We start from the raw sequence: 21,840 nt of genomic DNA, 5'->3' as shown, positions 1-21,840 counted from the left end.
CCGCACACGCATCGCGGGGCGCCGCAAAGGGCATGACCGATTCCCCGCCAATGCGGCCGGAGACCCGCGCCCAAGAGCGGCGGCTCGCATACGCTGGCGGCCGTGGCTCTCGACACGGCACCTCCGCCCGGACCCCACGTACCCCCCTGGCTGACCGACGTGGCCCTGCGGGCGGGCCGGGACAGCGCTCCCGAACTGGAGCGGTACACCTCGCCGGGTCCCGCGTCGGGCAGGTCCTCCGCCGTCCTGGTGCTGTTCGGCTCCGGGGAGGACGGGCCCGACCTGCTGTTCCTGCGGCGGTCCGGCGCGCTGCGCGACCATCCGGGGCAGGTGTGCTTCCCCGGCGGCTCCGTGGGTCCCCAGGACCGCGACGCGGTGCACACCGCCCTGCGCGAGACCGCGGAGGAGACCGGTCTCGACCGGGCGGCCATCCGCGTCGTCGCCCCGCTGCGCCCGCTGTACCTGGCCTGGAGCGGTTTCTCCGTCACACCCGTGCTCGGCTGGTGGGAGGGCGGCACGGTCCCCTCGGGCGACGGCGGCGAGATCGTGTCCGTGCACCGGGTGCCCGTACGGGACCTCGCCGATCCCGCCGGCCGGCTGCGGGTGCGTATGACGGAGGGTTACACCGGCCCCGGCTTCCTGACCGGGGAGCTGTTCCTGTGGGGCTTCACCGCGAGCCTCGTCGCCTGGCTGCTGCGGCTGGCGGGGTGGGAGCGCCCGTGGGACGCCACCCGGGTCGAGGAGCTGGCCGACGCCAAGCGCCGCTACGGGGGCGTCGGTTGAGCCGCCCCCGCGGTGAGCGCTGTCAGCCCGCCTCGCCACGGCGGGCCGCGCGTTCGCGCTGGCTCTTGCGGAAGCCGTCCACCGGTCCGGTGGAGCCCCGCATCAACGCCAGGTACTCCCGCGTCTCCACCGCGACGGCCTCCTCGCCCGAGACACCGAGACCGCCCATGACGGCGGCCTTCAGATGGCGCAGGCAGTCGCCGGGCGCTGCGGCCAGAGTGGTGGCGAGCGCGGTGGTCTCCTCGCGCAGGCGGTCCTTGGGAACCGCCCGCAGGGCCAGCCCCGTCGACACGGCTTCGGCGGCCGTGAGCCAGCGGCCGGTCAGCAGCATCTCCATGGCGGGCTGGAGCCCCATCTTGCGTACCGCCCGGTGGGAGGCGCCGGCGCCCGGCATGTGACCGTACGGCGTGTGGACGTCGCCGATCCGCGCCTCCTCCGAGATCAGCACCAGGTCACAGGCCATGGCCAGTTCGAAGCCGCCCGCGCGCGCCTTGGCCTGCACCATCGCGATGGTCGGCATGGGCAGCCGTTCCAGGGCGAACGCGACCCGGTTCATCCGCTCCAGGTAGACCTCGAACATCTCGGTGTCGCCCTTGTCGCCCGCCAGCACCTCGCCCAGGAATCCCAGGTCGCTGCCGATGCAGAAGGCCCGGTCACCGGCGCCGGTGAACACGAGCACCTTGGTGACCCCGTCGTCCGCCACCCGAGCGAAGGCGTCGATCAGCTCGTGGTGCATGCGCTCGGTCGTGGCGTTGAGCCTCTCGGGCCGGTTGAGGGTGACCCAGGCGATGCCGTCCGCACGTTCGAGGAGGATCGTCTCGTAGGTGTCCGGGTGCAGGCCGGCGGGACCGGCGGGCGGGCCCCCGGCAGCGGTGTCCGTCATCGGGCCGTTCACCGGATCAGGTCGGCGGCGAGCGGGTACTCGGTCATCGGCCGGCCGCGCACGGTCGTGTCGGCCCGCACGAAGACCAGCGAGTAGGCGCGCCGGGGCCGGTCGGTGAGGTTGGGGCCCGAGCCGTGCAGGGTGTTGATGTGGTGCACCAGGGCGCTGCCCGCCGGGATGGGGTACGGCACCGTCTCCTGGTCGGTCAGGGCCTCGACGAGGACGGCGCCCTCCTCGGGACGCACGTGCTCGACCCTGCCCAGGTGGTGCGTGCCCTTCACGTAGTGCACGCAGCCGTTCTCCAGGGTGGCGTCATCCAGGGCCATCCAGATGGTGACGGCGTCCGGCGGGTCCAGGTGCCAGTAGCGGTTGTCCTGGTGCAGCACCAGGCGGCTGCGTTCGCCCTTGCCCGCGGGCTTGTAGAAGGAGTGGTCGCGGAAGAGCCGCACCGGTCCGCCGAGCAGGGCCTCCACGCGGGGCACCAGGTCGGGGCGGCGGATCTGCTCCTCGCACACCGGGTCGTTCTGCCAGATGCCGATCTTCTGGAGCAGTGCCCTGTCGCTCGGCCTCTCCGTGGTCTCGGACAGGTCGAGGACGCCGTCCGCGGGCTCGTCGTTCCCCGCGAAGAACGCCCGCTCCATGGAGGCGCGGAGCGCGATCACCTGGGAGGGCGTCAGGACGTTGTCCCAGCGGATCACTCCGTCCCGCTCGAAGGTCTCTCGGTCCGCCTCGGGGTCCGACGTGATCGTCGGCACGTCCGCTGCGTCGGCCGGGCGCTGGAAAGCGGTCATCGGTACCTCTCCGGAGCACGTGCAGGGTCACTTCGATCCGCTGGACTCCGCAGCGATGCTGCCACAGACCCCGCGCCCGGCACAGCAGCCGTTGGCGCATCGCCGTGATGCGCCGACGGCATGGCCCACGAGGTTTCGCGCGCCCATGCCACCGCAGTGCGGGGGTGACCCGTTAAAGGCATTGGACGGCGTCCGGGGGCCGTGGTGCTCTGGAGCACACGTGCAGTCCGGCCCAGCTCTTCCAGCACCGCTGTCGATCGACCGGAGTCGCCTCCGGGCACTCCCCCACGCCGGACCCGACGTCCGGCGACCACCCCCCGTCCCCGATCACCAGCTGACGACCGGAGCAGGCCCACCGTGTGACTCGCGGGCCGCACGCACAGCACGTCGCCGGCCCACAGGCCCCGTGTGCACGCAGGCTGCGGGCGGTCAGCCCGGCCGCGCCTGAGGACTGTCCACTCGCAGGAGGCAGACAAGCATGCAAGTTCTTCTCGTGAACGCTCGCCGGTCGGCGTACTCAGGAGAGTCGATCTCCGCACCGCAGTTGGGGCTGCTGTCCCTGGCCGCCGTACTGCGGGAGGGCACCTTCCACGACACCGCGGGCACCGATGTCCACTTCATCGACGACCAGCTCTTCGTCCTGCAGAGGCCGCTCGCCACGCCCAACGAGCCGCTGCGGGGCTACAACCCGGACATCGTCGGCATCCAGGTGCTGACCTCCAGCCTCAAGAACGGCGTCAAGCTCGCCTCCGAGGTCAAGCACCACCACCCCAACGCCCTGACCGTGCTGGGCGGTGTGGGCGCGACCCCGCTCGCCCGCCAGCTGGTCGAGGACGGCTCCGCCGACGTCGTCGTCAAGGGCGAGGGGGAGGTCACCTTCTCCCACCTGGTCCATGAGTTCGGCAACAACGGCCGCAAGAACTTCCACAAGGTGCGCGGGATCGTCTTCCGCGACGACGAGGGCAAGGTCGTCGAGACACCCGCCGCCCCGCAGGTGATGCGCCTGGACAAGCTGCCGATGCCGGCCCGCGACCTGGCCGACATGGAGCGGTACCGGACCATCTCGCGCGGCCGGGCCGGCAACGTCGTCACCGCCCGCGGCTGTTCGTACGCCTGCGCCTACTGCTACTCCAAGCACCAGTGGGGTGTCGGCCAGCGCCGGCACAGCGCCGGGCGGGTACTGGCGGAGATCCGCGAACTGGTCGAGGTGCACGGATTCGACCGCATCCGGATCGAGGACGACGACTTCGTCGAGGACGTCCCGCGCATGCAGGAGCTGTGCCAGGCCATCGAGGACTCCGGTCTCCAGGGCAAGTTCGAGTGGGAGGCCAAGGCCAGGCCCGACCTGATCGACGACGACATGGCGAAGATGCTGCGCAAGTCCGGCTGCTTCCGGCTGCTGGTGGGCGTGGAGACGCTCGACTGGTCGCTGCTCAAGCGCCTGGGCCGGCCGGTCAAGGTCGCGGTGACCGAACGGGCCCTGGACTCCCTGGGCAAGGCCGGGATCGGCACCCAGGCCACGATGATCCTCGGCATCCCGGGCGAGACCGACGAGGCGATGCGCTCGACCATCACCTGGCTCCAGGCCCGGCTCGGCGACAACCCGCACGACATCGTCTCCCCGTGCTTCTTCGTCCCGTTCCACGCGGACCTGGAGAAGGACATGGCCAAGCGCGTCGAGTTCACGGTGGAGACCAGCGACACCGACTGCTACACCGGGCACGTCCCGGTGACGTCGAGTCCGGCGGCCTCCATCGACGAGCTGTGGAAGCTCTACGACGACATGACCCCGACCCGCAAGGACGGCCAGTACAAGCGCATCGCCTTCCTCGCGAACCTCAAGACCGTGCAGACGCGCCTCGGTCTGATGGACGGCGGCGCCCCGATGGCCAAGGAGCCCGCGGCCCTGGTCCCGGAGGTCCAGTGACGATGCTCACGACAGCGGCCGGGACGGCCTCCCCGGCTGTCCCGGGCACTGGGGGCACCCTGGACGTCCCGGCGTACTCGGGCTCGCGCCCGGTGATGTCGAACCGTCCGGGGCGGCTGGACGACGGTGCCGGGCGGCCGCTGGCGCGGCTGGGCAACGCCGGCCGGCTGGTGCAGTTCGGCATGGCGCAGGAGGCGGAGAAGACCGCCCGGGTCCTGCGCGGGATCGACGACGACGCCTGGTTCGGGCTGCTGCGCGACGCGGCCGGGCGGCTCACCGCCCGGCTGGACGGCGGTGAGCTCGGCCCGTGGCTGCGGGCGCTCTCCGCCGCGACGGGCCTGCCGCTGCGGCGGGCCGAGCGCGGGGTCCGTACGGTCGCCGAAGACCTGGGCCGTATGGAGGAGATCCTCGCCGCGCAGTCCCCGGACGGGACCGTCTCCGCGTACCGGACCGGTGGCGGCGACCCGCGGTGGAGCTGGCGGCCGGCCGGGCGCTCCGTGCACGTGCGGGTGCCCGACAACTTCCCCACCATCGGCATCGAGTGGATGCAGGCGCTGGCCGCGCGCCGGCCCGTGCTGCTGAGCACGTCCGCCAGGGACCCGTTCACCGCGGTGCTGGTCACGGAGGCGCTGTACGCCGCCGGGCTGCCGGACAACGCGGTGTCGCTGGTCCACGGCGACGCGCCCGCCCTGCGCCGGCTGGCCGACCAGGTGCTGTGGCCCGGCGAGGAGGTGCCGGGGGACCTGCCGCCGGGGAAGGTCAAGACGTACCACTACGGCCGCAGCAGGGCGCTCGTCGGTGACGGCGTGCCCAAGGACGCCTGGGAGCGGCTCGCCCGGGAGGCGTTCGCGGGCTGCGGCCGGCTGTGCACCAACATCAGCTCCCTGGTCGTGCTCGGTGACGCGCAGGAGGCCGCCGGGCAGCTCGCCCGGGAGTTCGCGGACCGTCCGGTGCTGCCGCTCGACGACCCGTCGGCCTCGGTGCCCGCCTTCCCCGACCGTGCCGTGCGGGACGCGCTGGCCACGCGTGTCGAGCGGGAGATCGCGGCGGGCGCGGTCGACGTCACCGCGGCGGCCACCGGGGTGCCGCTGCGGGTGGACCTGGACGGCGTGGCGTACCTGCGTCCCACGGTGCTGCTGCTGGACGCGGGTTCACCCCTGTTCGGGACGGAGCTGCCGTTCCCCTTCACGGCCGTCGCCCACGTGCCGCGCTCCAAGGCGGTCGCGGCCTGCGCGGGTTCGCTGATCGTGTCCGTACTCGGTGAGACGGGCGGCCTGGTCCGGGCGCTCGCCGAGGAACCGGGCGTCGACAAGGTCTTCGGCGGCGACGACTTCGACCGCGGCTACGACCCCCGCGATCCGCACGAGGGGTATCTGGCCGACTTCCTGTTCAAGAAGAAGGCAGTTCTGCCGGGCGCCTCCGCGTGACCGGCGGCAGGAACAGCATCAGAGAAGAGGGAACCGCCATGCCACGTCCGAGCGAGACGGTGCTCCGTCAGATCACCGATGACGACGTTCGCCGGACCGTCCGCCTCCACTTAGACCCCCGGCATGGCACCCCCTACTGGCTGGAGCGGGACCGGCGCCTGGGCACCAACGCTCTGGAGAAGGTCCAGAGTTTCCAGGACGCGGTCTCCCTGCTCGGGCTGACGGACGGCGCCGACCAGATGCACTACGAGGAGGCGTCGCGGCGTACCCCTCTGGAGAACTTCGTCCCCAGGTCGGTGCTGGGCGAGCGCGGCGCGCTGTGGGCGGCGCAGACCGGCGGCACCACGGGGCCCGCCAAGCACGGCACCTGGGGTGCCCGCTACTGGGCGGACATCCTGGAGTTCTCCGACGAGTTCCTGGATCTGCACGGGGTGCCGAGGAACACCAACTGGCTGTTCGTCGGGCCGATGGGCCCGCACACGACGGGCCGGCTCGTCGTCGCGTTCGCGGAGCGGCGCGGCGGCATGTGCTTCTCGATCGACCTCGACCCCCGGATCGTGAAGATCTTCGGCGAGGAGGGCATGACGGCCGCCTACGACCGGTACGTGCGGCACATCTGGGACCAGGTGGAGGAAGTCGTCCGCTCCCAGGACATCGGGGTGGTGTTCTGCACCTCGCGGCTGCTGGACATGCTGCCCGAGCGGCTGGGCACCGAGCCGCTGGCCGGTGTGCGGGCCATCGTGCACGCCGGCACGACGATGGAGCCCGACGCCCACCGCGAGCTGCGCGAGGAGGTCTTCCCCGGGGTGCCGGTCGTCGGCATGTACGGCACGTCGACCACCGGCATCAACTGGCAGAAGCCGTTCGAGGCCGAGGACGGGCACCGGGTGGTCTACGTCCCCTGCCGCCCGCACGTCGCGCTGGACGTCATCGACGAGCACGGCGCCGAGGTGCCGTACGGCGAGGAGGGCCGGGTCCGGGTCTGGCGGCTGACCGACGACGCGCTGGTCCCCGGCTTCCTGGAGCGCGACCGGGCCCGCCGGGTGCGCCCCTACGGGGTGGCCGCCGAGCGCTATCCCTGGCCCTGGCTGGGGGACCCGTACTCCCCCGAATTCACCGAAGGACGACGCGTCGAAGGGGTGTACTGACATGGCCGGTTTCCTGCTGCGCTGCCACTCGGGCCCGGTGGAGTTCCAGTCCCTGGGGCCCGGTCGCGGACTGAGCACGCTGGTGGTGCGCGAGGGCGCGGACACGCTGGTCGTGCACGGTGACCGGCTGACCGAGGAGGCCCCGCCGGTCCACGCCCCGCTCGACGAGCTGCTGTCCTGGACCGAGCGGTCCCACGCCCGCTACTGCGCGGTGCTGGTGCGCGGCGGTCAGGCCACCCTGTGGAGCGATGTGGGCGCCACCTGCCCGCTGCACTACGCGCGCGGCGCCGACGACACCCTGCTGATCGCCACCTCGGCCGGCGCGGTGCTGCCGCTGCTGGCCGGGCCCCCGGTGCTCGGCGGCGCGGCGCAGGCGCTCCTGCCGGGCGGGCGCTTCGCGGGGGTGACGGCGGTCCCGGCGAACAGCGCGGTGACGCTGGCGGTGGACGCGTACGGAACCGTGCCGGTCGCCACCCGTCAGGTGCGCGGGCTGCCGGACAGGCCGGTGACGACCGATCCCCAGGAGGCGGTGGCCACCGTCCGCGAGGCGCTGCGGTCCTCGGTGGCCCGGCTGGCCGGAGGTTCCGAGGAGCTGGGGGTCATGCTGAGCGGCGGCGTGGACTCCTCGGCGGTCGCGGCGCTGACCGCCCGGGAGAGCTCCGGCGCGGAGCTGCACACGTACACCGTGGGAACGCCGTTCGGCGACGAGTTCGAGCAGGCCGCGTGGTTCGCGGAGCGCCTGGGCAGCAAGCACCACGAGCTGATGTTCGGCCCCGAGCAGCTCACGGAGCTGCTGCCGGACATGATCCGCTCACTGGAGACCTGGGACCTGCTGACGCTCCAGATCGCCGCGCCGGCCTGCTTCCAGCTCACCGCCATGGCCGCCGACCGGCGTCAGGTCCTGCTCTCCGGTTACGGCGCCGACCTGCTGTTCGCCGGACTCGGCGGCACCGGCGGCGAGGAGGACATCGAGCGGGCGGTGGTCGCGCAGACCGCCGCGACCGCCCGGAGCAACGAGTTCGGCCCGGCCTTCGCCGACGCCCGCGACATCGTCGTCCGCTACCCGTACTGGACGCGTGAGGTGATGGCGGCGGCCCTGGGCATCCGGGGCCGGCTGAAGGTCCGCGAGGGCACGGCGAAGTGGGTGCTGCGCAGTGCCGCGGCCGAGGTCCTGCCCGCGGAGGTGGCCTGGCGGCCGAAGCGGGGCATCCACGAAGGCACCGCCATGAGCCGGATGTTCGCCGCCGCCCTGGGCGGCGACGACCCCCGCCTCCAGTCGGAACGCCTGCACGCCATCGCGACCTCCGTCTTCTGCCAGGACGGGCCGTCGGCCCGGGGCACCGGCACGGGCACGGGAAACGGGACCAACGAAAGGGAGGGACTCGATGAGGGTCTTGCTGGTGTGGCCTCGTAACGAACGGGCCCTCCTCAGTGACCGGCTGAGCTGCTGCGAGCCGCTGCCGCTGGAGTATCTCGGCGGCGCGCTGCGCGGCGACCACGACGTGACCATCCACGATCTCCGGCTGGACCCGCCGCTGGAGACGTACGCGCAGACGCACGAGCCCCCCGACCTGATCGGTGTGGCCATCCCGTACACGACCAGCGTGCACGTCTCGCGGGAGGTGAGCCGGGAGGCGCGGCGGCTCTGGCCCGACGTGCCGATCGTGCTCGGCGGCCACCATCCGACGGTGTCGGCGGAGTGGCTGAACGGCTTCTCGGCCGACTGGATCGTCGCCGGTGAGGGCGGCGCCGCTCTCAGCCATCTCGCCCGCGAGCTGGAGGCCGGCCGCTCCCCCTCCCCCGTGCAGGGCCTCGCCCCGTACGACTCCCGCACCGGCCTGGAGCGCGACCGGCGCCCCAAGCCGGCGGCGCTCAACGACCTGCCGATGCCCGACCGTTCGCTGCTCTCCCACCACCGCGGTGACTACTTCCACTCGGTCTACCGCCCGGTGTCGCTGATCCGGTTCACCGCCGGCTGTCCGTACACCTGCAAGTTCTGTTCGCTGTGGCGGATGACGGACCGGCGCTACCTGGTCAAGGACATCGACCGGGTGCTCGCGGAGATGGCGGACATCGAGGGCCGCAATCTGTACGTGGTGGACGACGAGGCGTTCATCCAGCCCGGACGGATGCTGGAGCTGGCCGACGCCATCGACAAGGCCGGGTTCCGCAAGCGGTTCCACATGTACATACGGACCGACACGGCGCTGCGCAGGCCCGACGTGATCGCCCGCTGGGCCGAGGTCGGGCTCGACTCGGTACTGGTCGGCGCGGAGTCGATGACCGACGACGAGCTGTCGGGTTACCGCAAGGGGACCGACCCGGGCCAGACCCGGCGGGCCCTGGACCTCTTCCACGCCAACGGGGTCAAGGTCCGGGCCAACTTCATCGTGCAGCCCAACTGGCTGGACGAGGACTTCGCCCGGCTCAACAACACCGTGCAGGAGCTCCAGGTCGACATGCCGAGCTTCTCGGTGCTGACCCCGCTGCCCGGCACGGACCTGTACGACGAGAGCCGGTCGCAGCTGATCAGCGACGACCCGGAGCTGTTCGACTGCTACCACGCCCTCTTCCCCACCCGGCTGCCCCTGGAGACCTTCTACCACCGGCTCGCCGACCTGCTGGCGGGGGCGAGCGCCCGTTCCTCACCCGGCGTCACCTCCGGCGCCGACCCGTCGGTCTTCTACTACTCCGACGACAGCGCGTTCGACGAGATGCTGCGCGCCATCCGCGGCGGCGCGGACTGGTCGCGTCCCTGGGAACCGGAGCGCGTCCCCAGCACGAAGTAGCAGGCCCGGTGCCCACCGCGAGAACCGTCCGACCACGAGGAGCCGTGACCAGCATGTCCGCCGAACTCCCCCGCCGCGGCCGCAAGGTGTACTTCGTCGGCCTCAACGCGTTCCCCTTCCTGCCCCTGGTGGCCGGCCTGCTGCGCACCTACGCGGAGCAGGACGAGAACATCGCCTCCGCCTACGACTTCCAGGAGCCCGTCTTCCTGGTCGCCCCGGTCCGGGAGATGGCGGACGGCATCGTCGAGCCCGACGTCCTGGCCCTGTCCTGCTACGTGTGGAACTTCCGCCGCCAGATGAAGGTGGCGAAGCTGGTCAAGGAGCGCTACCCGAACGTGCTGGTGGTGGCCGGCGGGCCGCACGTCCCCGACCGGCCGGGGGACTTCTTCGACCGGCACCCGTACGTGGACGTACTGGCGCACGGCGAGGGGGAGGTGGCGTTCCGGGGGCTGCTCGCCGAGCGCCTGACCGCGAGCCCTGACTACTCGACGGTGCCCGGCGTGACGGTGCGCCGGGAAGGGGTGGCGGTCGCCGGGCCGAAGGCGGTACGGCTGCCGCGGCTGATCGACACGCCGAGTCCCTACCTGCTGGGCGTGATGGACGGGGCCGTGGCCACCTGCCGGGAGCGGGGGCTGCGCTTCTACGCCCTGTGGGAGACCAACCGCGGCTGCCCGTACTCCTGCTCGTTCTGCGACTGGGGCTCGGCGACGATGAGCACCCTGCGCAAGTTCGAGGACGAGCGCCTCCAGGACGAGATCGACTGGTTCGCCCGCCATGACGTGGAGGACCTGTTCATCTGCGACGCCAACTTCGGCATCATGCCGCGCGACCTGGAGATCGCGCACGCGCTGGCGGAGGCCAGGGGCGAGCTGGGGGCCCCGAGGCAGGTCCGGGTCAACTTCGCCAAGAACTCCAACGACCGGGTCTTCGACATCAGCAAGACCTGGCACGACGCCGACCTGCTGATGGGCACCACCCTGTCGATGCAGAGCACCGACATGGACGTCCTGGAGGCCATCGACCGCAAGAACATCGGCCTGGACAACTACCGCAAGCTCCAGCAGCGGTACGCCGGGGAGAACATCCACACCTACACCGAGCTGATCCTGGGGCTGCCCCTGGAGACCGCGCGCTCGTTCCGCGACGGCATCGGCTCACTGCTGGAGGCGGGCAACCACGAGGACCTGAGGGTCTACGAGCTGGCCATCCTCCCCAACGCGCCGCTGAACACCCCGGAGAAGATCGAGAAGTACGGGCTGCGCACGGTCCCCAAGCGGATGTACGTGGAGCGCGACGGCACGCCCGACGACGAGGCGGAGACCATGCAGATGGTCATGGAGACCAACGCCATGCCGCGCGCCGACTGGGTCGAGTGCTTCAGTTTCATCCAGTCCGTGCAGTTCCTGCACAACGGCTGCTACACCCGCTACCTGTCGATCTTCCTGCGGCAGGAGCACGAGATCGGTTACACCCGCTTCTACGAGGGGCTGCAGAAGTACTTCAGCAGCCGCCCCGACAGCGTGCTGGGCGCCCTGTACCTGCGGATGCGCAGCCTCTACCACGACTACATCGACATTCCCACGCTGCCGCTGGCCAACCTGGTCGCCAGCCAGCCCGACATGGCCGCCGACCTGGCCCCGTACGGCAAGCGCCGGGGCTGGACGATCGACAACTGGGGCTGGCTCCGCGTCGCCCGGGACTTCGACCGCTTCCACGACGAGCTGCGGGAGTACCTGGGCACGCTGGGGCTCGACCCGGACCAGGACGCCAGGCTGGACGACGTGCTGCGGTTCCAGCGGGACATCATGCTCCGGCCGGACTACTCCCCGGACGAGGGCAAGTCCGCGGAGTACGCCCACGACTGGCCGGGCTACTTCACCGGCGGGGCGCTGGAGCCGCGCCGGGTGCGGGTCGGCTACGGCGACCGGAGCTTCGGCGCGAACGGGCGCTACAAGCCGGTGGCCGGTGACCTCAAGGCGTTCACCATGGCGGCGATCGGCACCAGTTACCCCGTCTCCCGCATGGGCCACTACTGCCACCGCTTCGAGTCCGCCGAGGTGACGTCCGCGGAACCGGTGGCCGGCGAACTGCGGTGAACAAGGCTCCGGGCCGCACGCCGGCCGGTACCCGGCGTGCGGCCCTGGGCGTGCTCGCGGGGGCCTGCGGGCTCTTCTCCATGCTCCAGCTCGGTGTCGCCACCCTGCTGCCGCAGATCCAGCACGCCTTCGGCGTCTCCGGCACGGACGCGGCGTGGATCGTCTCCGGACATCTGCTGGTCGCCTGTGTCGCCACCCCGGTGGTGGGGCGCCTGGGCGACCTCTACGGCCGCCGGGTGGTGCTCGTCGCCGTGCTCGCCGTCGTGGCGGTGGCGGCCGTGGTGGCCGCCGCCGCGCAGTCGTTCACCGTCCTGCTCGTCGCCCGGCTGGTGCAGGGCGTCGCGGCCGGGCTCTTCCCGCTCGCCATCGGCCTCCTGCGGGAGGGGTTCCCGGGGCGGTCGCTGGCGGGCCCCACCGGGGTGCTGTCCGCGGCCTTCGGGACCGGCGGCGGCATCGGCATCCTGCTGGTCGGGGTCTTCGGTGACGGGGCCGCCGCCTTCCGGGGGCTGTTCGTCACCGCGGCCGTGCTGGCGGGCGTCCTGCTGGTGGCGGGCCTCGCGGTGCTGCCCGAGACCCCGCGCAGGGCCGGGACCCGGGTGGACATCCCCGGTCTCCTGCTGCTCAGCGCGGTGAGCGCCTGTCTGCTGCTGGCCCTCAGCCAGTACGGCAGGGAGGGGCTCGGCTCGGCCACCGGGGCACTGCTGCTGCTGGCCGGGGCGGCGGGCTGTGTGGCGCTCGTCCAGGTGGAGCGGCGCTCCTCGCAGCCCGCGATCGACACCCGGCTGCTCGGGCGGCGGCCGATCTGGACCCTCAACGTGGTGAGTCTGCTGACCGGTCTGGTGATGTTCCAGACGGGCATCCTGGCCCCGGTGCTCGCCGACGCCCCCCGCTCCACGGGCTACGGGCTGTCCGCCGACGGCGGGCTCACCGTGCTGGTGATGCTGCCGATGCAGGTCGCCGCCGTGACCGGCGGGCTGCTTTCGGGCTGGCTGCGGCAGTCCGGCCGGATGTCGGCACGGGCGGTGATGATCACGAGCACCGTGCTGTTCGCCGCCTCCCCCGCCGTGTTCGGCCTCATGACGGGCACCGCAGCGGGCCTGGCGCTGGGCACGGCACTGACCGGGCTGGGCACCGGGCTGCTGGGCGGCGCCATGGCTGAGCTGCTGATGCTCGCCTCACCGAGCGGTTCGGCGGGGGTGACCGTCGGCATCAACAGCGTGCTCCGCAACCTCGGGGCTCCTTCGGTGTGCAGGTCAGTTTCATGGTGCTGGCCGTGACGACGAGCACCGGTGGGTATCCGGCCGTCTCCTCGTACACGGCAGTCTTCGTGGGGGCCACCGTCCTGGCCGCCGCCGGCGTCGCCGCGGCCCTGGCGTTCCCCCGTACCGCCGGGCAGCCGGAGGCGGAAGCTCCGATCAGCTCCGGACGGGTCACCCGCCCGATCCGGCCAACTACCTGACTGCGGCCCTGCGAGCACTCGAACGGCCTTACGGTGGCGAGACGTACGTCACGTGAGGCCCGTACCGCCCCTCCTGCCGCGACGGCTGGGAGGATGCGGTCCGACGGGGGAGGAGTGCTGGATGTTCGATCTTCGGCGTTCGGATGTGGCCTTGCTGCAAGCGGTCTCCGACCACGGGAGCCTGCACGCGGTGGAGCGGGGCGGCCGGATGACGCAGTCGTCGGCGAGCCGCCGCCTGATCAAGCTGGAGCGGCGGCTGCGCACTCCGCTCGTGTCGCGCAGTTCCACCGGTACCGAGCTCACCGAGGCCGGGCACGCACTGCTGCACGCCGGGCGGCGGCTGGTGGGCGCGATCGACTTCGCGATGGCCACCTCGCACCACCGCACCGACACCCGGGAGCGGCTGCCGGTCGTGCAGTTCGCGGTGGGCACGGAACGGGCGTACGGCATGGGCCGTGACCTGGCGGATCGTTTCCCCGAAGCGGTGTTCGACGTCGTTCCGGGTGACAGCCGTGATGTCTGGCAGCGGTTCGAGCGGTACGCGGTCGATGCCGCGTGCGGCTGGGAGACCACCCGCAGGCCGGGGCTGCGGCGCAGCGAGGCGCTGGTGCGCACCGTCGTGGACGAGCCCCAGTGGGTGGCGCTGCCCCGGGACCATCCGCTCGCCCGGCAGGAGACGCTCGATCTGCACGATCTCGCCGACGCCGAGTGGGTGGCCACGGTGGGCGGTGACGCGTGCGACGACCAGGGATGGGCCTTCTCCCTCCTGTCGCCCGCTCCCCGCGTCAGTTTCACCGTCCGCTCGCAGAGCGCGGCCCTGGAGCTGGTCGGCCGCGGCTACGGCGTCGCGCTCGTCTCCCCCCTCTCCCCGGAGCCGGAGCACGACCTGAGCCTGGTACTGCGCCCGTTGCGCCAGCGGCTGGTCCGGCGGCTGACGCTGGCGGTGGACCCGCTCGTCGTCCCGCTGACCCTCGCCCACGAGCTGTGCACCTGGCTGCGGTACGGCTACGCGCAGCGCGCGGCGAAACGCAATCCGGTGTACGCCGCCTCCGCCTCCTTCCCCCCGCTCGCCGAGGGGCCGGGGCGTCCGCTCCGGGCCAGGCCCGAGGCCGGCGCGTCGTCGCCGGGGGCCCGGGGGCCGCTGCCCGTCCTGCTGTCCGAACTCCACTGGACCGGACCGGACTCGGACAGCCACTTCGAGGCGGAGCACCTGCATCTGCTCCGGGTCATCGACCGGATCGGCAGTCTGAACCGGGCGGCCGCCACCCTCCTGGTCACCCAGCCCGCGCTGACCCGGCGCATCCACCGGCTGGAGAAGGGCTGCGGGCTGCCGCTGGTCTACAGCACCGCACGCGGTACGTCGCTCTCCGCCGCCGCCCGCAGGCTGCTGGACTGTACGGGGCCGGCCGAGAGCCGGCTCGACGAACTGGTGGGCCGTATGCGGCAGATCGCGGCGGCGCAGTCGGCCGGCGTCCCGGCCGCTTCCCCCATCGGAGCGCCCATCGCTCCCCCGGCAACCGCTTCCCCGGCGGCTTCCCGGGCCGCCGCCTGCGCCGATGAGCGCAGCAACTCCGTCAGCGCCTCGGTGAACCCGCCCGCCCGCCAGGGGCCGGGGCGCTGCCGAGAGCGCTCAGCAGGGCGGTGAGGGCGGCCGTGGTCTCCGCCGCCGTGCGGTGGTGGACGGTGGCCATGCCCAGGGCCGAGGCGGCGCGCACGTTACGGCCCAGGTCGTCCACGAACACGCACTCCTCGGGGATGCGGTCCAGCAGGCGGGCGGTGTGGCGGAAGATCTCCGGCTCCGGCTTGCGCATCCCCACCTCGCAGGAGATCACCACCGCGTCGAACAGCCCGTCCCAGCCCTCGCGGTCGTAGCGGTGGCCCCAGGAGTTGGACAGCAGCGCCACGGGGACCCCGGCGGCACGCACCCGGCGCAGCAGCCCGGTCATGGCCGGGTCCATGGCGAAGGGCGCGAACATGCGCTGCACCAGGCCCTTGGCCGGTACCGGCGTCCCGTCGGTGCGCCGCAGGAGAGCGGCCAGAGCGGACTCGAACTCCGCCACGGACAGCTCGCCCCGCTCGACCCGGTGGAAGGGGTTGGGCCCGCCGTCCGGCACCGCGCCGGGCCCCAGCAGCCGCCCCAGGACCGCGTCGAACTCCGCCGCGGAGACGTTCTCGGCGGCGGCCCACACCTCGACCGCCTCGTTGAAGGACTGCGTCAGTACGCCGCCCCAGTCCACGATCACGGCCGACACGGACCCCGTTCCCGTCATGCGCGTCCTCCAGCTCCCGGCCAGCAGTCCACCCACCCTAGAGGCGGTGAAGCCCTCTTGGCCCTATGCCATTTGGGCCCTGCCCCGAAGCGTCCACGGCCGTTCCGTTGCCGGTGCGCCGGGGGCTTGCACATAGTCGAGTCACACACAGAGTTCTTGACGCCGCACGCCCGTGCGCGTACAGAAAGGTGGAGCCGATGCCCCTCAGCCAGTCGATCGCAGACCTCGCCGGCGAACTGGAGGAGCGCGGTGTCATCCAGCTCGACGACCTGGTGCCCGAACCAGCCCTCGATCTGATGCGCCGCGGCTGCTCGGATCTGATCCGGCGGACCGAGGACATGCGCTACAGCACCTTCGGCTGGCAGCTGGAGTCGGACGGCGAGGGCGGCGGATGGGCCGCGCGCGCCGCCGGCCGGGAGTGCATCCCGGGCAAGGTACGCGTCGTGGGCATGGCCCACGAGCACTCGCCCGAACTGGCCGCCGTCCCGGAGCTGATCAACCTCAACGAGGGTGTGGTGCGCCCGCTGCACGGTGTCGCGGGCGACTTCTACAACACCTTCCTGTGGGCGAAGCCCTCCGAGGTCGGTTCGGAGAAGCCCTGGCACCAGGACGCCCTCTTCCTCAAGGAGGAGTTCTACGAGAAGTACGAGGACGTCTACACCATCTGGATCGCGGTGGACGACGCCCGCGAGGACAACGGCTGCCTGCAGTTCCTGCCCGGCTCGCACCGCGAGCGGATCGCGTACAAGCCGGACGGCATCAACCAGGACGACCTCTTCGCCTCGCCGCGTGAGCCCACGCTCGACATCAAGAAGATCTGGCCGGAACTGACCCCGGTGACGCTCCCCCGGCGTGCCGGGTCCGCGGTGCTGTTCGGCGGCTTCACCGCGCACACCTCGGCGCCCAACCGCTCCTCGGACCAGCGCCGGGCGGTCAGTTACGTCTACTCGCTCCCCCGGCGGGACAAGGGCGGCCCGGGCGCGGCCCGATGACGGCTCCCGCCCCCGGGGACCGTGGCGCACCCGTGCTGGTCCCCCTCGATCCGGACGCCCACACGGAGACCGTCTGGCGGCTCGCCCGCGAGCGGGACCTCGCCGCGCTGGGCAGGGAGGAGACGACACGGGCCTGGATCACCGGCCGGCTGACCGCCCCGGGTCTGGACGCCCGGAGGGACGCCCGGCTGCTGCCGGGCGCGGACGGCCGGCCCGTGGGCGCGGTCTGGCTGAGCAGCGCGTCGGGGATCGCGGGGTGGACGGCGGAGCTGGTGCTCGGCCCGGACGCCACCGCCGACGACGGGGCGAGACTGCTGGAGTTCGCCGAGCGCCGCTGCCGGGAGCAGCTGGCCGGGGGCGAGGGGGAGCTGTCCTGCTTCGTCTCGGAGGGCGAGAAGGCCGCCCGCGCCGCACTGCACACCCGCGGTTACGGCTCCCCGCACCCGTACCACCGCATGGCGGTCACGCTGGACGACACGCTCCCGCAGCCGCCCGACGTGCCGGGTGCGGTGGTCCGCCACCTCGACGGCGAGCGGGACTTCCGCACCTTCCACGCGGTGAAGAACACGGCGTACGCCGCCGAGGAGGCGGGCAAGAGCGAGGACGGGTTCGACACCTGGCTGGAGTGGTGGCGCACCGACCCGGGCGTCGATCCGGCGCAGTGCGCGCTCCTGGAGGTGGACGGCACGGCCGTGGGCTTCGCCAACATCACCGACCGCATGCTGGACAGCCGCGGCGCGGCCTACGTACGGCAGATCGGTGTCGCGCCGCATGCCCGGCGGCGGGGCCTGGGAAGTCTGCTGCTGCTGTGGGTGATGCACGCGTCACGGAGCCGGGGCCGCACGGCGATGGTCCTCACCGTGGACACCGCCAACGCTCCCGCGATCGCCCTCTACCAGCGGCTCGGCTGGCGGGTGGAGACCCGCTTCGACGACTTCCGCCGTACGGTGACGCGCTGAGGCACTGGTCCGGGGGGCCGGGGCGTCCGGCCCGTGACCCCCCGGACCACCCGGTCAGCTCTGTCCGATGATGCGGCGCATCCGTACCTGCGCCTCGCCCGCCGCGAACGCCTTGCGGTGCGACTCCTTGGCCTCGGCGCGGAGCCGCTCCAGCCCCTCCACGAAGGGTGCGTTCACCCGCGGCCTGGTGCCCTGCACCGCCTCCGGGGTGTAGCGCGCCAGGGTGCGCGACAGCTCAAGCGCTCGGCCCAGCGTGTCCTCCACCGGCCGCACCTCGTGGAGCAGGCCGTCGGCGAGGGCCCGCTGGGCGGGCCACTCCTCGCAGGTGTAGAGCATGCGCTGCATGACGGTGGTGCCGACGGTGTACCGCAGCATGAAGCCGCCGAAGTTGCAGGCGATGCCCACCTTCAGCTCCGGCATCACGAGCCGGGCGTTCTCGCTGCCCACCCGGTAGTCGCAGCACAGGGCGATCTGGAGGCCGACCCCGATGGCGTAGCCGTCGATCGCGGCGACGACCGGCTTGGAGATCCCGGCGATCGTCGCGTACAGGTCGGTGATGTCGTCGATCCAGCCGTTCACCTCGTCGCCGCCGGTGAACATGGAGACCTCGTTGAAGTCGCCGCCGACGCCGAAGGAACGCCCGGGCCCGCCGTACAGCAGGACGCACCGCACCTTGTCGTCCGCGTCGATGTCCCGCATCAGCGCGGTGAGTTCCCGCATCCGGGCCCGGCTGAAGGGGTTCTGCTCATGCGCTCCCGAGAATTCCGCGAGGAGTACCCCGTCATCGTCCTTGGAACACGCTATGGACTCACCGGACTGGTGGGAAACGCTGGATTCGCTGGACTCGCTGGACTGTGGCGTCTGATTCACCATCGGACTCTTTCCCTCGGGTCGGCCCCTGTGGCCTGCGGTCACCGTCGAATGGCTGGATCACACCGCCGAAGAGCTCGTTGCGCCTCACCGGCCGATCTCGGCGATTCCGGCCAATTAGCCCTTGGCCGAATGCACGCCCATGGCGAATCGCAAGGAACACTAAGGACGGCGCCGAGGGCCAGTCAACGCCCAATTCGGTCAACCGTCACGAGTTCAGGGGAACTTCTTCGATAGAGCAAGCGAAGAGACCGGGGAGAGGATGTGGAATGACGATCTCCCTGCGCGCGTAACAGTCCCCGCCGACGGAAGGAGCGCGAAGGTGGCACCGCTCACCATCGTCCTGGGCACCGGCCGTTGCGGCTCCACCATGCTCTCGGACCTCGTGAACGAACACCGCGAGGTGCTCAGCCTCAGCGAGTTCTTCGCCTGTCTGGACCCCTGGGGGTTCTCGGCCGGAGAGCTCGACGGACCGGCGTTCTGGAACCTGCTCAGCGCACCGCGGCTGAAGCCGAACACGCTGATGCGCAAGGGCGTGACGGTCCCCGAGTACCGCTACCCGCTCGGCTCCGGCCGCTATGCCGCCGGAGACGTGCCCGCCCTGTCGGTGATGACACTGCCGCCGCTCACCGACGACCCGGACGCACTCCTGGACCGCATCCGGGACGAGGTGACCGGCTGGCCGGTGGCCCCGCTCCCCGGCCAGTACCTCCGCCTCTTCACCTGGTGGGCCTCGCTCCTGGGCCGGAAGGTCGTGATCGAGCGCTCGGGCGCCGCCCAGCGCTTCCTGCCCGATCTCCTCACGTACTTCCCCGAGGCCCGCTTCGTCCACATGTACCGGCACGGCCCCGACTGCGCGGTGTCGATGAGCCGCCACCCCATCTTCCGCCTGGCGGTGAAGATCAGGGAGATGCGCAAGATCCTGGGGTGGACCCGTACGCGGTCCACGACCCGGACCACGCCCGGCAGCTCCCCGACCACCTGCGCGCCTTCGCGCCGGACACCCTGGACGCGTCGGCGCTCGCCGGCGCCGGCCTCCCGCTGGAGCGGTTCGGGACGATGTGGTCGTACAGCACGGGAGCGGTCAAACACCTCGTCGGACTCCCCGAGGACCGGCTGATGCACATCTCCTACGACCGGATCGTGGCCGACCCGGTCCCGGAACTCACCCGCTTCGGCCGGTTCACCGGCATCCCGGAAGCGGAAGCCTGGGCGGCCCGGGTCGCGGACCGGGTGGACGCGGGCCGTACCGGAGCCTCCGCCGCGCTCTCCCCCGCGCAGACCGAGGAACTGCACCGCGCCTGCGAGCCCGGCATGCGCCGCCTGGCCGCGTTCGTGGGCGAACCGCCGCCGGCCGGCTGAGTCCGGCGTCAGCCCTTCTTCGCCGCGGCGAGGATCTTCCCCACGGTATGGAAGAACCGGACCGTCGCGTCCTTGCCGAGGACCCGCTCCTGGAAGCCCTTGGCGGCGGGCGCCCTGCCGCCGATCAGATGCCAGACGACGAACGCCTCGTACTCAGTGGTCCGGACGATCTCGATGTCCTTCTTCGGCGACATCAGCGGCAGCTCCAGTGCCGGATCGATCCGCTGGTTCGTGAACACGACACAGCACCGCAGGTCATCGGTGACCGCGACGTCCTTGAACGGGTCGAGCGCGAGGAGCGCCTCCACCTCGGGAACCGTACGCAGACAGACGGCCACCTCGAACCCGAGCGCCTCGCTCAGGCCCGTACGGATGGTCTCTCCCAGGACCGCCCGGTCGTCCTGGTCGGAGTCGAAGAAGACGTTGCCGCTCTGGATGTGACTGCGCACGGACGCGAAGCCCATCCCGGTGAACAGCCCGCGCAGATACTCCATCTTCACCGACCGGCCGGGCACGTTCAGGCCCCGCAGAAACGCGATGTATAGCACGCTCGACCCCTTGCCCACGTCCGAAAACCACCTGCCGCGAAGGTACCGCCGTGCGGCCCGCACGCCTCGCACCGGTTCGCGGAGTCTGCGTAGCGACATACGCTCCGCCCGCTCCGCGAGAGGGAGGCCGGCGAGCGTCTGACCACAGTCAGACCGGCATGACCTGTACGTCGTACCGCGGAATCCACTCGCTCCGCGTGACCAGCACCATCCCTTCGGCCTGCGCCTGAGCGATCAGCATCCGGTCGAAGGGATCGGTGTGCACCATCGGCAGCCTGCCGGCCCGCACCCCGTGCGCAGCGGTGACGGGCACGGCCGTGAACGGGATGTCTCGCACCTGCTCCGCGAGTTCGCCAGGGCCTTCACATGTCCCGAGGTACTGCCTGACCGTGATCTCCCACGCCGACACGGCACTGACGTACACACCCGGCTCGGTGTCCAGCAACTCCTTGACCTTCGGGGACAGTTCCCGCGAGTCGTCCAGCCACCACATGACGACCCGGGTGTCCAGCAGAAGTCTCATCAGCGCATCCCGAACGCTTCGGCGATGGTGGCGGGCGGTTCGTCGAAGTCCGCGGCGATGCGGATACGGCCCCGAAGCGAGCCGCGTCCGACTCGCAGCACCTTCGGGGTGACGGAGGTGGCGGTGGCGGTGGCACCATGGGTACGGGCTCACCGGCCCGGCTGACCACGATCGGTCGTCCATCGTTCATCAGCACCAAGGTGCCGGTGAAGCGTGGCCCGGCACTGCGTGTCCTGCGGCGGCGGAACCTCATCCACAGGGCCCTCATGACGCGGCCACCGTCCCCGGAGCCCGTACGGTCACCGGTTCCGCCGCATCGAGACGCAGCGCCGGACCGCCGTCGTCGAGGGCGATGATGACAGCGAGCCCTCCCGAGGCGTACCGCTCGCTCCGGACCTTTCGGACCATGTGCCAGGCGCCCCAGGCACGTACGCACTGGCCGGGGCGGACGGTGACGGCCGCGATCTCCAGGTAGGGAGGTGTGGGGTCGACGCCGGGGGCCAGCAGTTCCGCCCAGACGGTCTTGCCGATCCCGGCGGAGCGTTCGTCGACGCCCCAGCGGTGCGCCAGGGCCTCCACGATCAGGAGCCCGCGCCCGGTTGTGTCCAGCTCACCGACCCGCTGCACCTCTGACCGACCCGCCCCCGCGTCGCTCACTTCCAGACGCAGGCGGGCACCCTTCTCCCTGCAAATGATGCGTACGCCGACCATCCGGTCACCCGGGGCGGGTACCCGCAGGGCGTTGGTCACCAGCTCCGAGAGCACCAACTCGCCCGCCTCCGCCACCTCCTGTCCTACACGCCACTCGCCGAGCGTGGCCCGCAGCACCGCCCGAACTCGGGGAACGCTACTTCGGCAACGAGTCAGCCGGAGGCTGACTTCACGATGGTCGGAGTGCTCTGCCATGCCGCTCCCTGCTGGTCGGCGGCTGCCGGGTAAGTACCGGGCAGCCGCGTGCCGTTGGCATATCTCGTCTCACTCAGAGTGTCCGTACAATTCGTACTCGCGCAATG

General features: G+C 71.7%; 21 protein-coding genes. 14 read left to right on the top strand and 7 right to left on the bottom strand.

Annotated elements, in window-relative coordinates:
* Nucleotides 1–102: 102 nt before the first annotated feature.
* Nucleotides 103–783 carry an NUDIX hydrolase gene (locus Sfulv_RS20055; RefSeq protein ID WP_173315973.1) on the top strand — a complete coding sequence of 227 codons (681 nt, stop codon included), beginning with the start codon at nt 103–105 and terminating at the stop codon, nt 781–783.
* A 22-nt stretch (nt 784–805) separates the two neighbouring features.
* Here Sfulv_RS20055 and Sfulv_RS20050 read toward each other — a convergent pair whose 3' ends face one another.
* Nucleotides 806–1,666, bottom strand: coding sequence for an enoyl-CoA hydratase/isomerase family protein (locus Sfulv_RS20050; RefSeq protein ID WP_173315972.1), 861 nt, complete (start codon nt 1,664–1,666; stop codon nt 806–808).
* A gap of 8 nt (nt 1,667–1,674) precedes the next feature.
* A complete protein-coding gene (locus tag Sfulv_RS20045) occupies nt 1,675–2,457 on the bottom strand; it encodes a phytanoyl-CoA dioxygenase family protein (protein ID WP_173315971.1) in 783 nt (260 codons plus the stop codon).
* 478 nt (nt 2,458–2,935) lie between these two features.
* Here Sfulv_RS20045 and Sfulv_RS20040 point away from each other — a divergent pair, with 478 nt between their 5' ends.
* The 9 genes from Sfulv_RS20040 to Sfulv_RS20005 all read left to right on the top strand — a co-directional run bounded on the left by Sfulv_RS20040 (nt 2,936) and on the right by Sfulv_RS20005 (nt 14,948).
* Entirely contained in the window at nt 2,936–4,384 is a 1,449-nt protein-coding gene (locus tag Sfulv_RS20040; RefSeq protein ID WP_173315970.1) for a B12-binding domain-containing radical SAM protein, read from the top strand.
* A 2-nt stretch (nt 4,385–4,386) separates the two neighbouring features.
* The gene (locus tag Sfulv_RS20035; RefSeq protein ID WP_173315969.1) at nt 4,387–5,811 is read left to right on the top strand and encodes an aldehyde dehydrogenase family protein; all 1,425 of its coding nucleotides are present in this window, start codon (nt 4,387–4,389) and stop codon (nt 5,809–5,811) included.
* Between the two features lie 38 nt (nt 5,812–5,849).
* Nucleotides 5,850–6,959 (top strand): AMP-binding protein, encoded by a 1,110-nt coding sequence (locus Sfulv_RS20030; protein ID WP_173315968.1) that lies wholly within the window; start codon nt 5,850–5,852, stop codon nt 6,957–6,959.
* Nucleotide 6,960: 1 nt separating this feature from the next.
* Nucleotides 6,961–8,373 carry an asparagine synthase C-terminal domain-containing protein gene (locus Sfulv_RS20025; protein WP_173315967.1) on the top strand — a complete coding sequence of 471 codons (1,413 nt, stop codon included), beginning with the start codon at nt 6,961–6,963 and terminating at the stop codon, nt 8,371–8,373.
* Nucleotides 8,345–9,748, top strand: coding sequence for a B12-binding domain-containing radical SAM protein (locus tag Sfulv_RS20020; RefSeq protein ID WP_173315966.1), 1,404 nt, complete (start codon nt 8,345–8,347; stop codon nt 9,746–9,748). Before Sfulv_RS20025 ends, Sfulv_RS20020 begins: the two co-directional genes overlap by 29 nt.
* Before the next feature lie 53 nt (nt 9,749–9,801).
* A complete protein-coding gene (tokK, locus tag Sfulv_RS20015; protein WP_173318042.1) occupies nt 9,802–11,844 on the top strand; it encodes a cobalamin-dependent radical SAM methyltransferase TokK in 2,043 nt (680 codons plus the stop codon).
* The gene (locus Sfulv_RS20010) at nt 11,841–13,121 is read left to right on the top strand and encodes an MFS transporter (RefSeq protein WP_256669018.1); all 1,281 of its coding nucleotides are present in this window, start codon (nt 11,841–11,843) and stop codon (nt 13,119–13,121) included. The genes tokK and Sfulv_RS20010 overlap by 4 nt, the downstream gene beginning before the upstream one ends.
* On the top strand, nt 13,118–13,303 hold the full coding sequence (locus tag Sfulv_RS30600) for a hypothetical protein (protein ID WP_256669017.1): 186 nt from the start codon (nt 13,118–13,120) through the stop codon (nt 13,301–13,303). The genes Sfulv_RS20010 and Sfulv_RS30600 overlap by 4 nt, the downstream gene beginning before the upstream one ends.
* 121 nt (nt 13,304–13,424) lie before the next feature.
* Nucleotides 13,425–14,948, top strand: coding sequence for a LysR family transcriptional regulator (locus Sfulv_RS20005; protein ID WP_173315965.1), 1,524 nt, complete (start codon nt 13,425–13,427; stop codon nt 14,946–14,948).
* On the opposite strand, the gene Sfulv_RS20000 is transcribed toward Sfulv_RS20005, so the two are convergent.
* A complete protein-coding gene (locus Sfulv_RS20000) occupies nt 14,878–15,573 on the bottom strand; it encodes an HAD family hydrolase (protein ID WP_173315964.1) in 696 nt (231 codons plus the stop codon). The genes Sfulv_RS20005 and Sfulv_RS20000 overlap by 71 nt on opposite strands.
* 197 nt (nt 15,574–15,770) lie before the next feature.
* Between Sfulv_RS20000 and Sfulv_RS19995 the strand changes: the two genes are divergently transcribed.
* Entirely contained in the window at nt 15,771–16,565 is a 795-nt protein-coding gene (locus tag Sfulv_RS19995) for a phytanoyl-CoA dioxygenase family protein (RefSeq protein WP_173315963.1), read from the top strand.
* Nucleotides 16,562–17,524, top strand: coding sequence for a GNAT family N-acetyltransferase (locus tag Sfulv_RS19990; RefSeq protein WP_173315962.1), 963 nt, complete (start codon nt 16,562–16,564; stop codon nt 17,522–17,524). The genes Sfulv_RS19995 and Sfulv_RS19990 overlap by 4 nt, the downstream gene beginning before the upstream one ends.
* 54 nt (nt 17,525–17,578) lie before the next feature.
* On the opposite strand, the gene Sfulv_RS19985 is transcribed toward Sfulv_RS19990, so the two are convergent.
* Nucleotides 17,579–18,397, bottom strand: a complete 819-nt coding sequence (locus tag Sfulv_RS19985; RefSeq protein WP_173315961.1) for an enoyl-CoA hydratase/isomerase family protein — start codon at nt 18,395–18,397, stop codon at nt 17,579–17,581.
* Between the two features lie 319 nt (nt 18,398–18,716).
* Here Sfulv_RS19985 and Sfulv_RS19980 point away from each other — a divergent pair, with 319 nt between their 5' ends.
* Both Sfulv_RS19980 and Sfulv_RS30595 read left to right on the top strand, forming a co-directional pair.
* Nucleotides 18,717–19,514, top strand: coding sequence for a sulfotransferase (locus tag Sfulv_RS19980; protein WP_256669015.1), 798 nt, complete (start codon nt 18,717–18,719; stop codon nt 19,512–19,514).
* Nucleotides 19,514–19,756, top strand: coding sequence for a hypothetical protein (locus Sfulv_RS30595; RefSeq protein ID WP_256669014.1), 243 nt, complete (start codon nt 19,514–19,516; stop codon nt 19,754–19,756). The genes Sfulv_RS19980 and Sfulv_RS30595 overlap by 1 nt, the downstream gene beginning before the upstream one ends.
* An 8-nt stretch (nt 19,757–19,764) precedes the next feature.
* Here the strand turns inward: Sfulv_RS30595 and Sfulv_RS19975 are convergent, their stop codons facing one another.
* From Sfulv_RS19975 to Sfulv_RS19965, 3 genes are all read right to left on the bottom strand, one after another.
* Complete coding sequence (locus Sfulv_RS19975) at nt 19,765–20,304, bottom strand: DUF1697 domain-containing protein (RefSeq protein ID WP_173315960.1); 540 nt, start codon at nt 20,302–20,304, stop codon at nt 19,765–19,767.
* 148 nt (nt 20,305–20,452) lie between these two features.
* Entirely contained in the window at nt 20,453–20,827 is a 375-nt protein-coding gene (locus Sfulv_RS19970) for a type II toxin-antitoxin system VapC family toxin (RefSeq protein ID WP_173315959.1), read from the bottom strand.
* 264 nt (nt 20,828–21,091) lie between these two features.
* The gene (locus tag Sfulv_RS19965) at nt 21,092–21,733 is read right to left on the bottom strand and encodes an ATP-binding protein (protein ID WP_173315958.1); all 642 of its coding nucleotides are present in this window, start codon (nt 21,731–21,733) and stop codon (nt 21,092–21,094) included.
* Nucleotides 21,734–21,840: the final 107 nt, after the last annotated feature.

The sequence above is a fragment of the Streptomyces fulvorobeus genome (assembly GCF_013167895.1).
GTDB lineage: Bacteria > Actinomycetota > Actinomycetes > Streptomycetales > Streptomycetaceae > Streptomyces > Streptomyces fulvorobeus.
The sequence above is the reverse complement of the archived record's forward strand: the minus strand, read 5'-3'. Positions and strand labels throughout refer to the sequence as shown.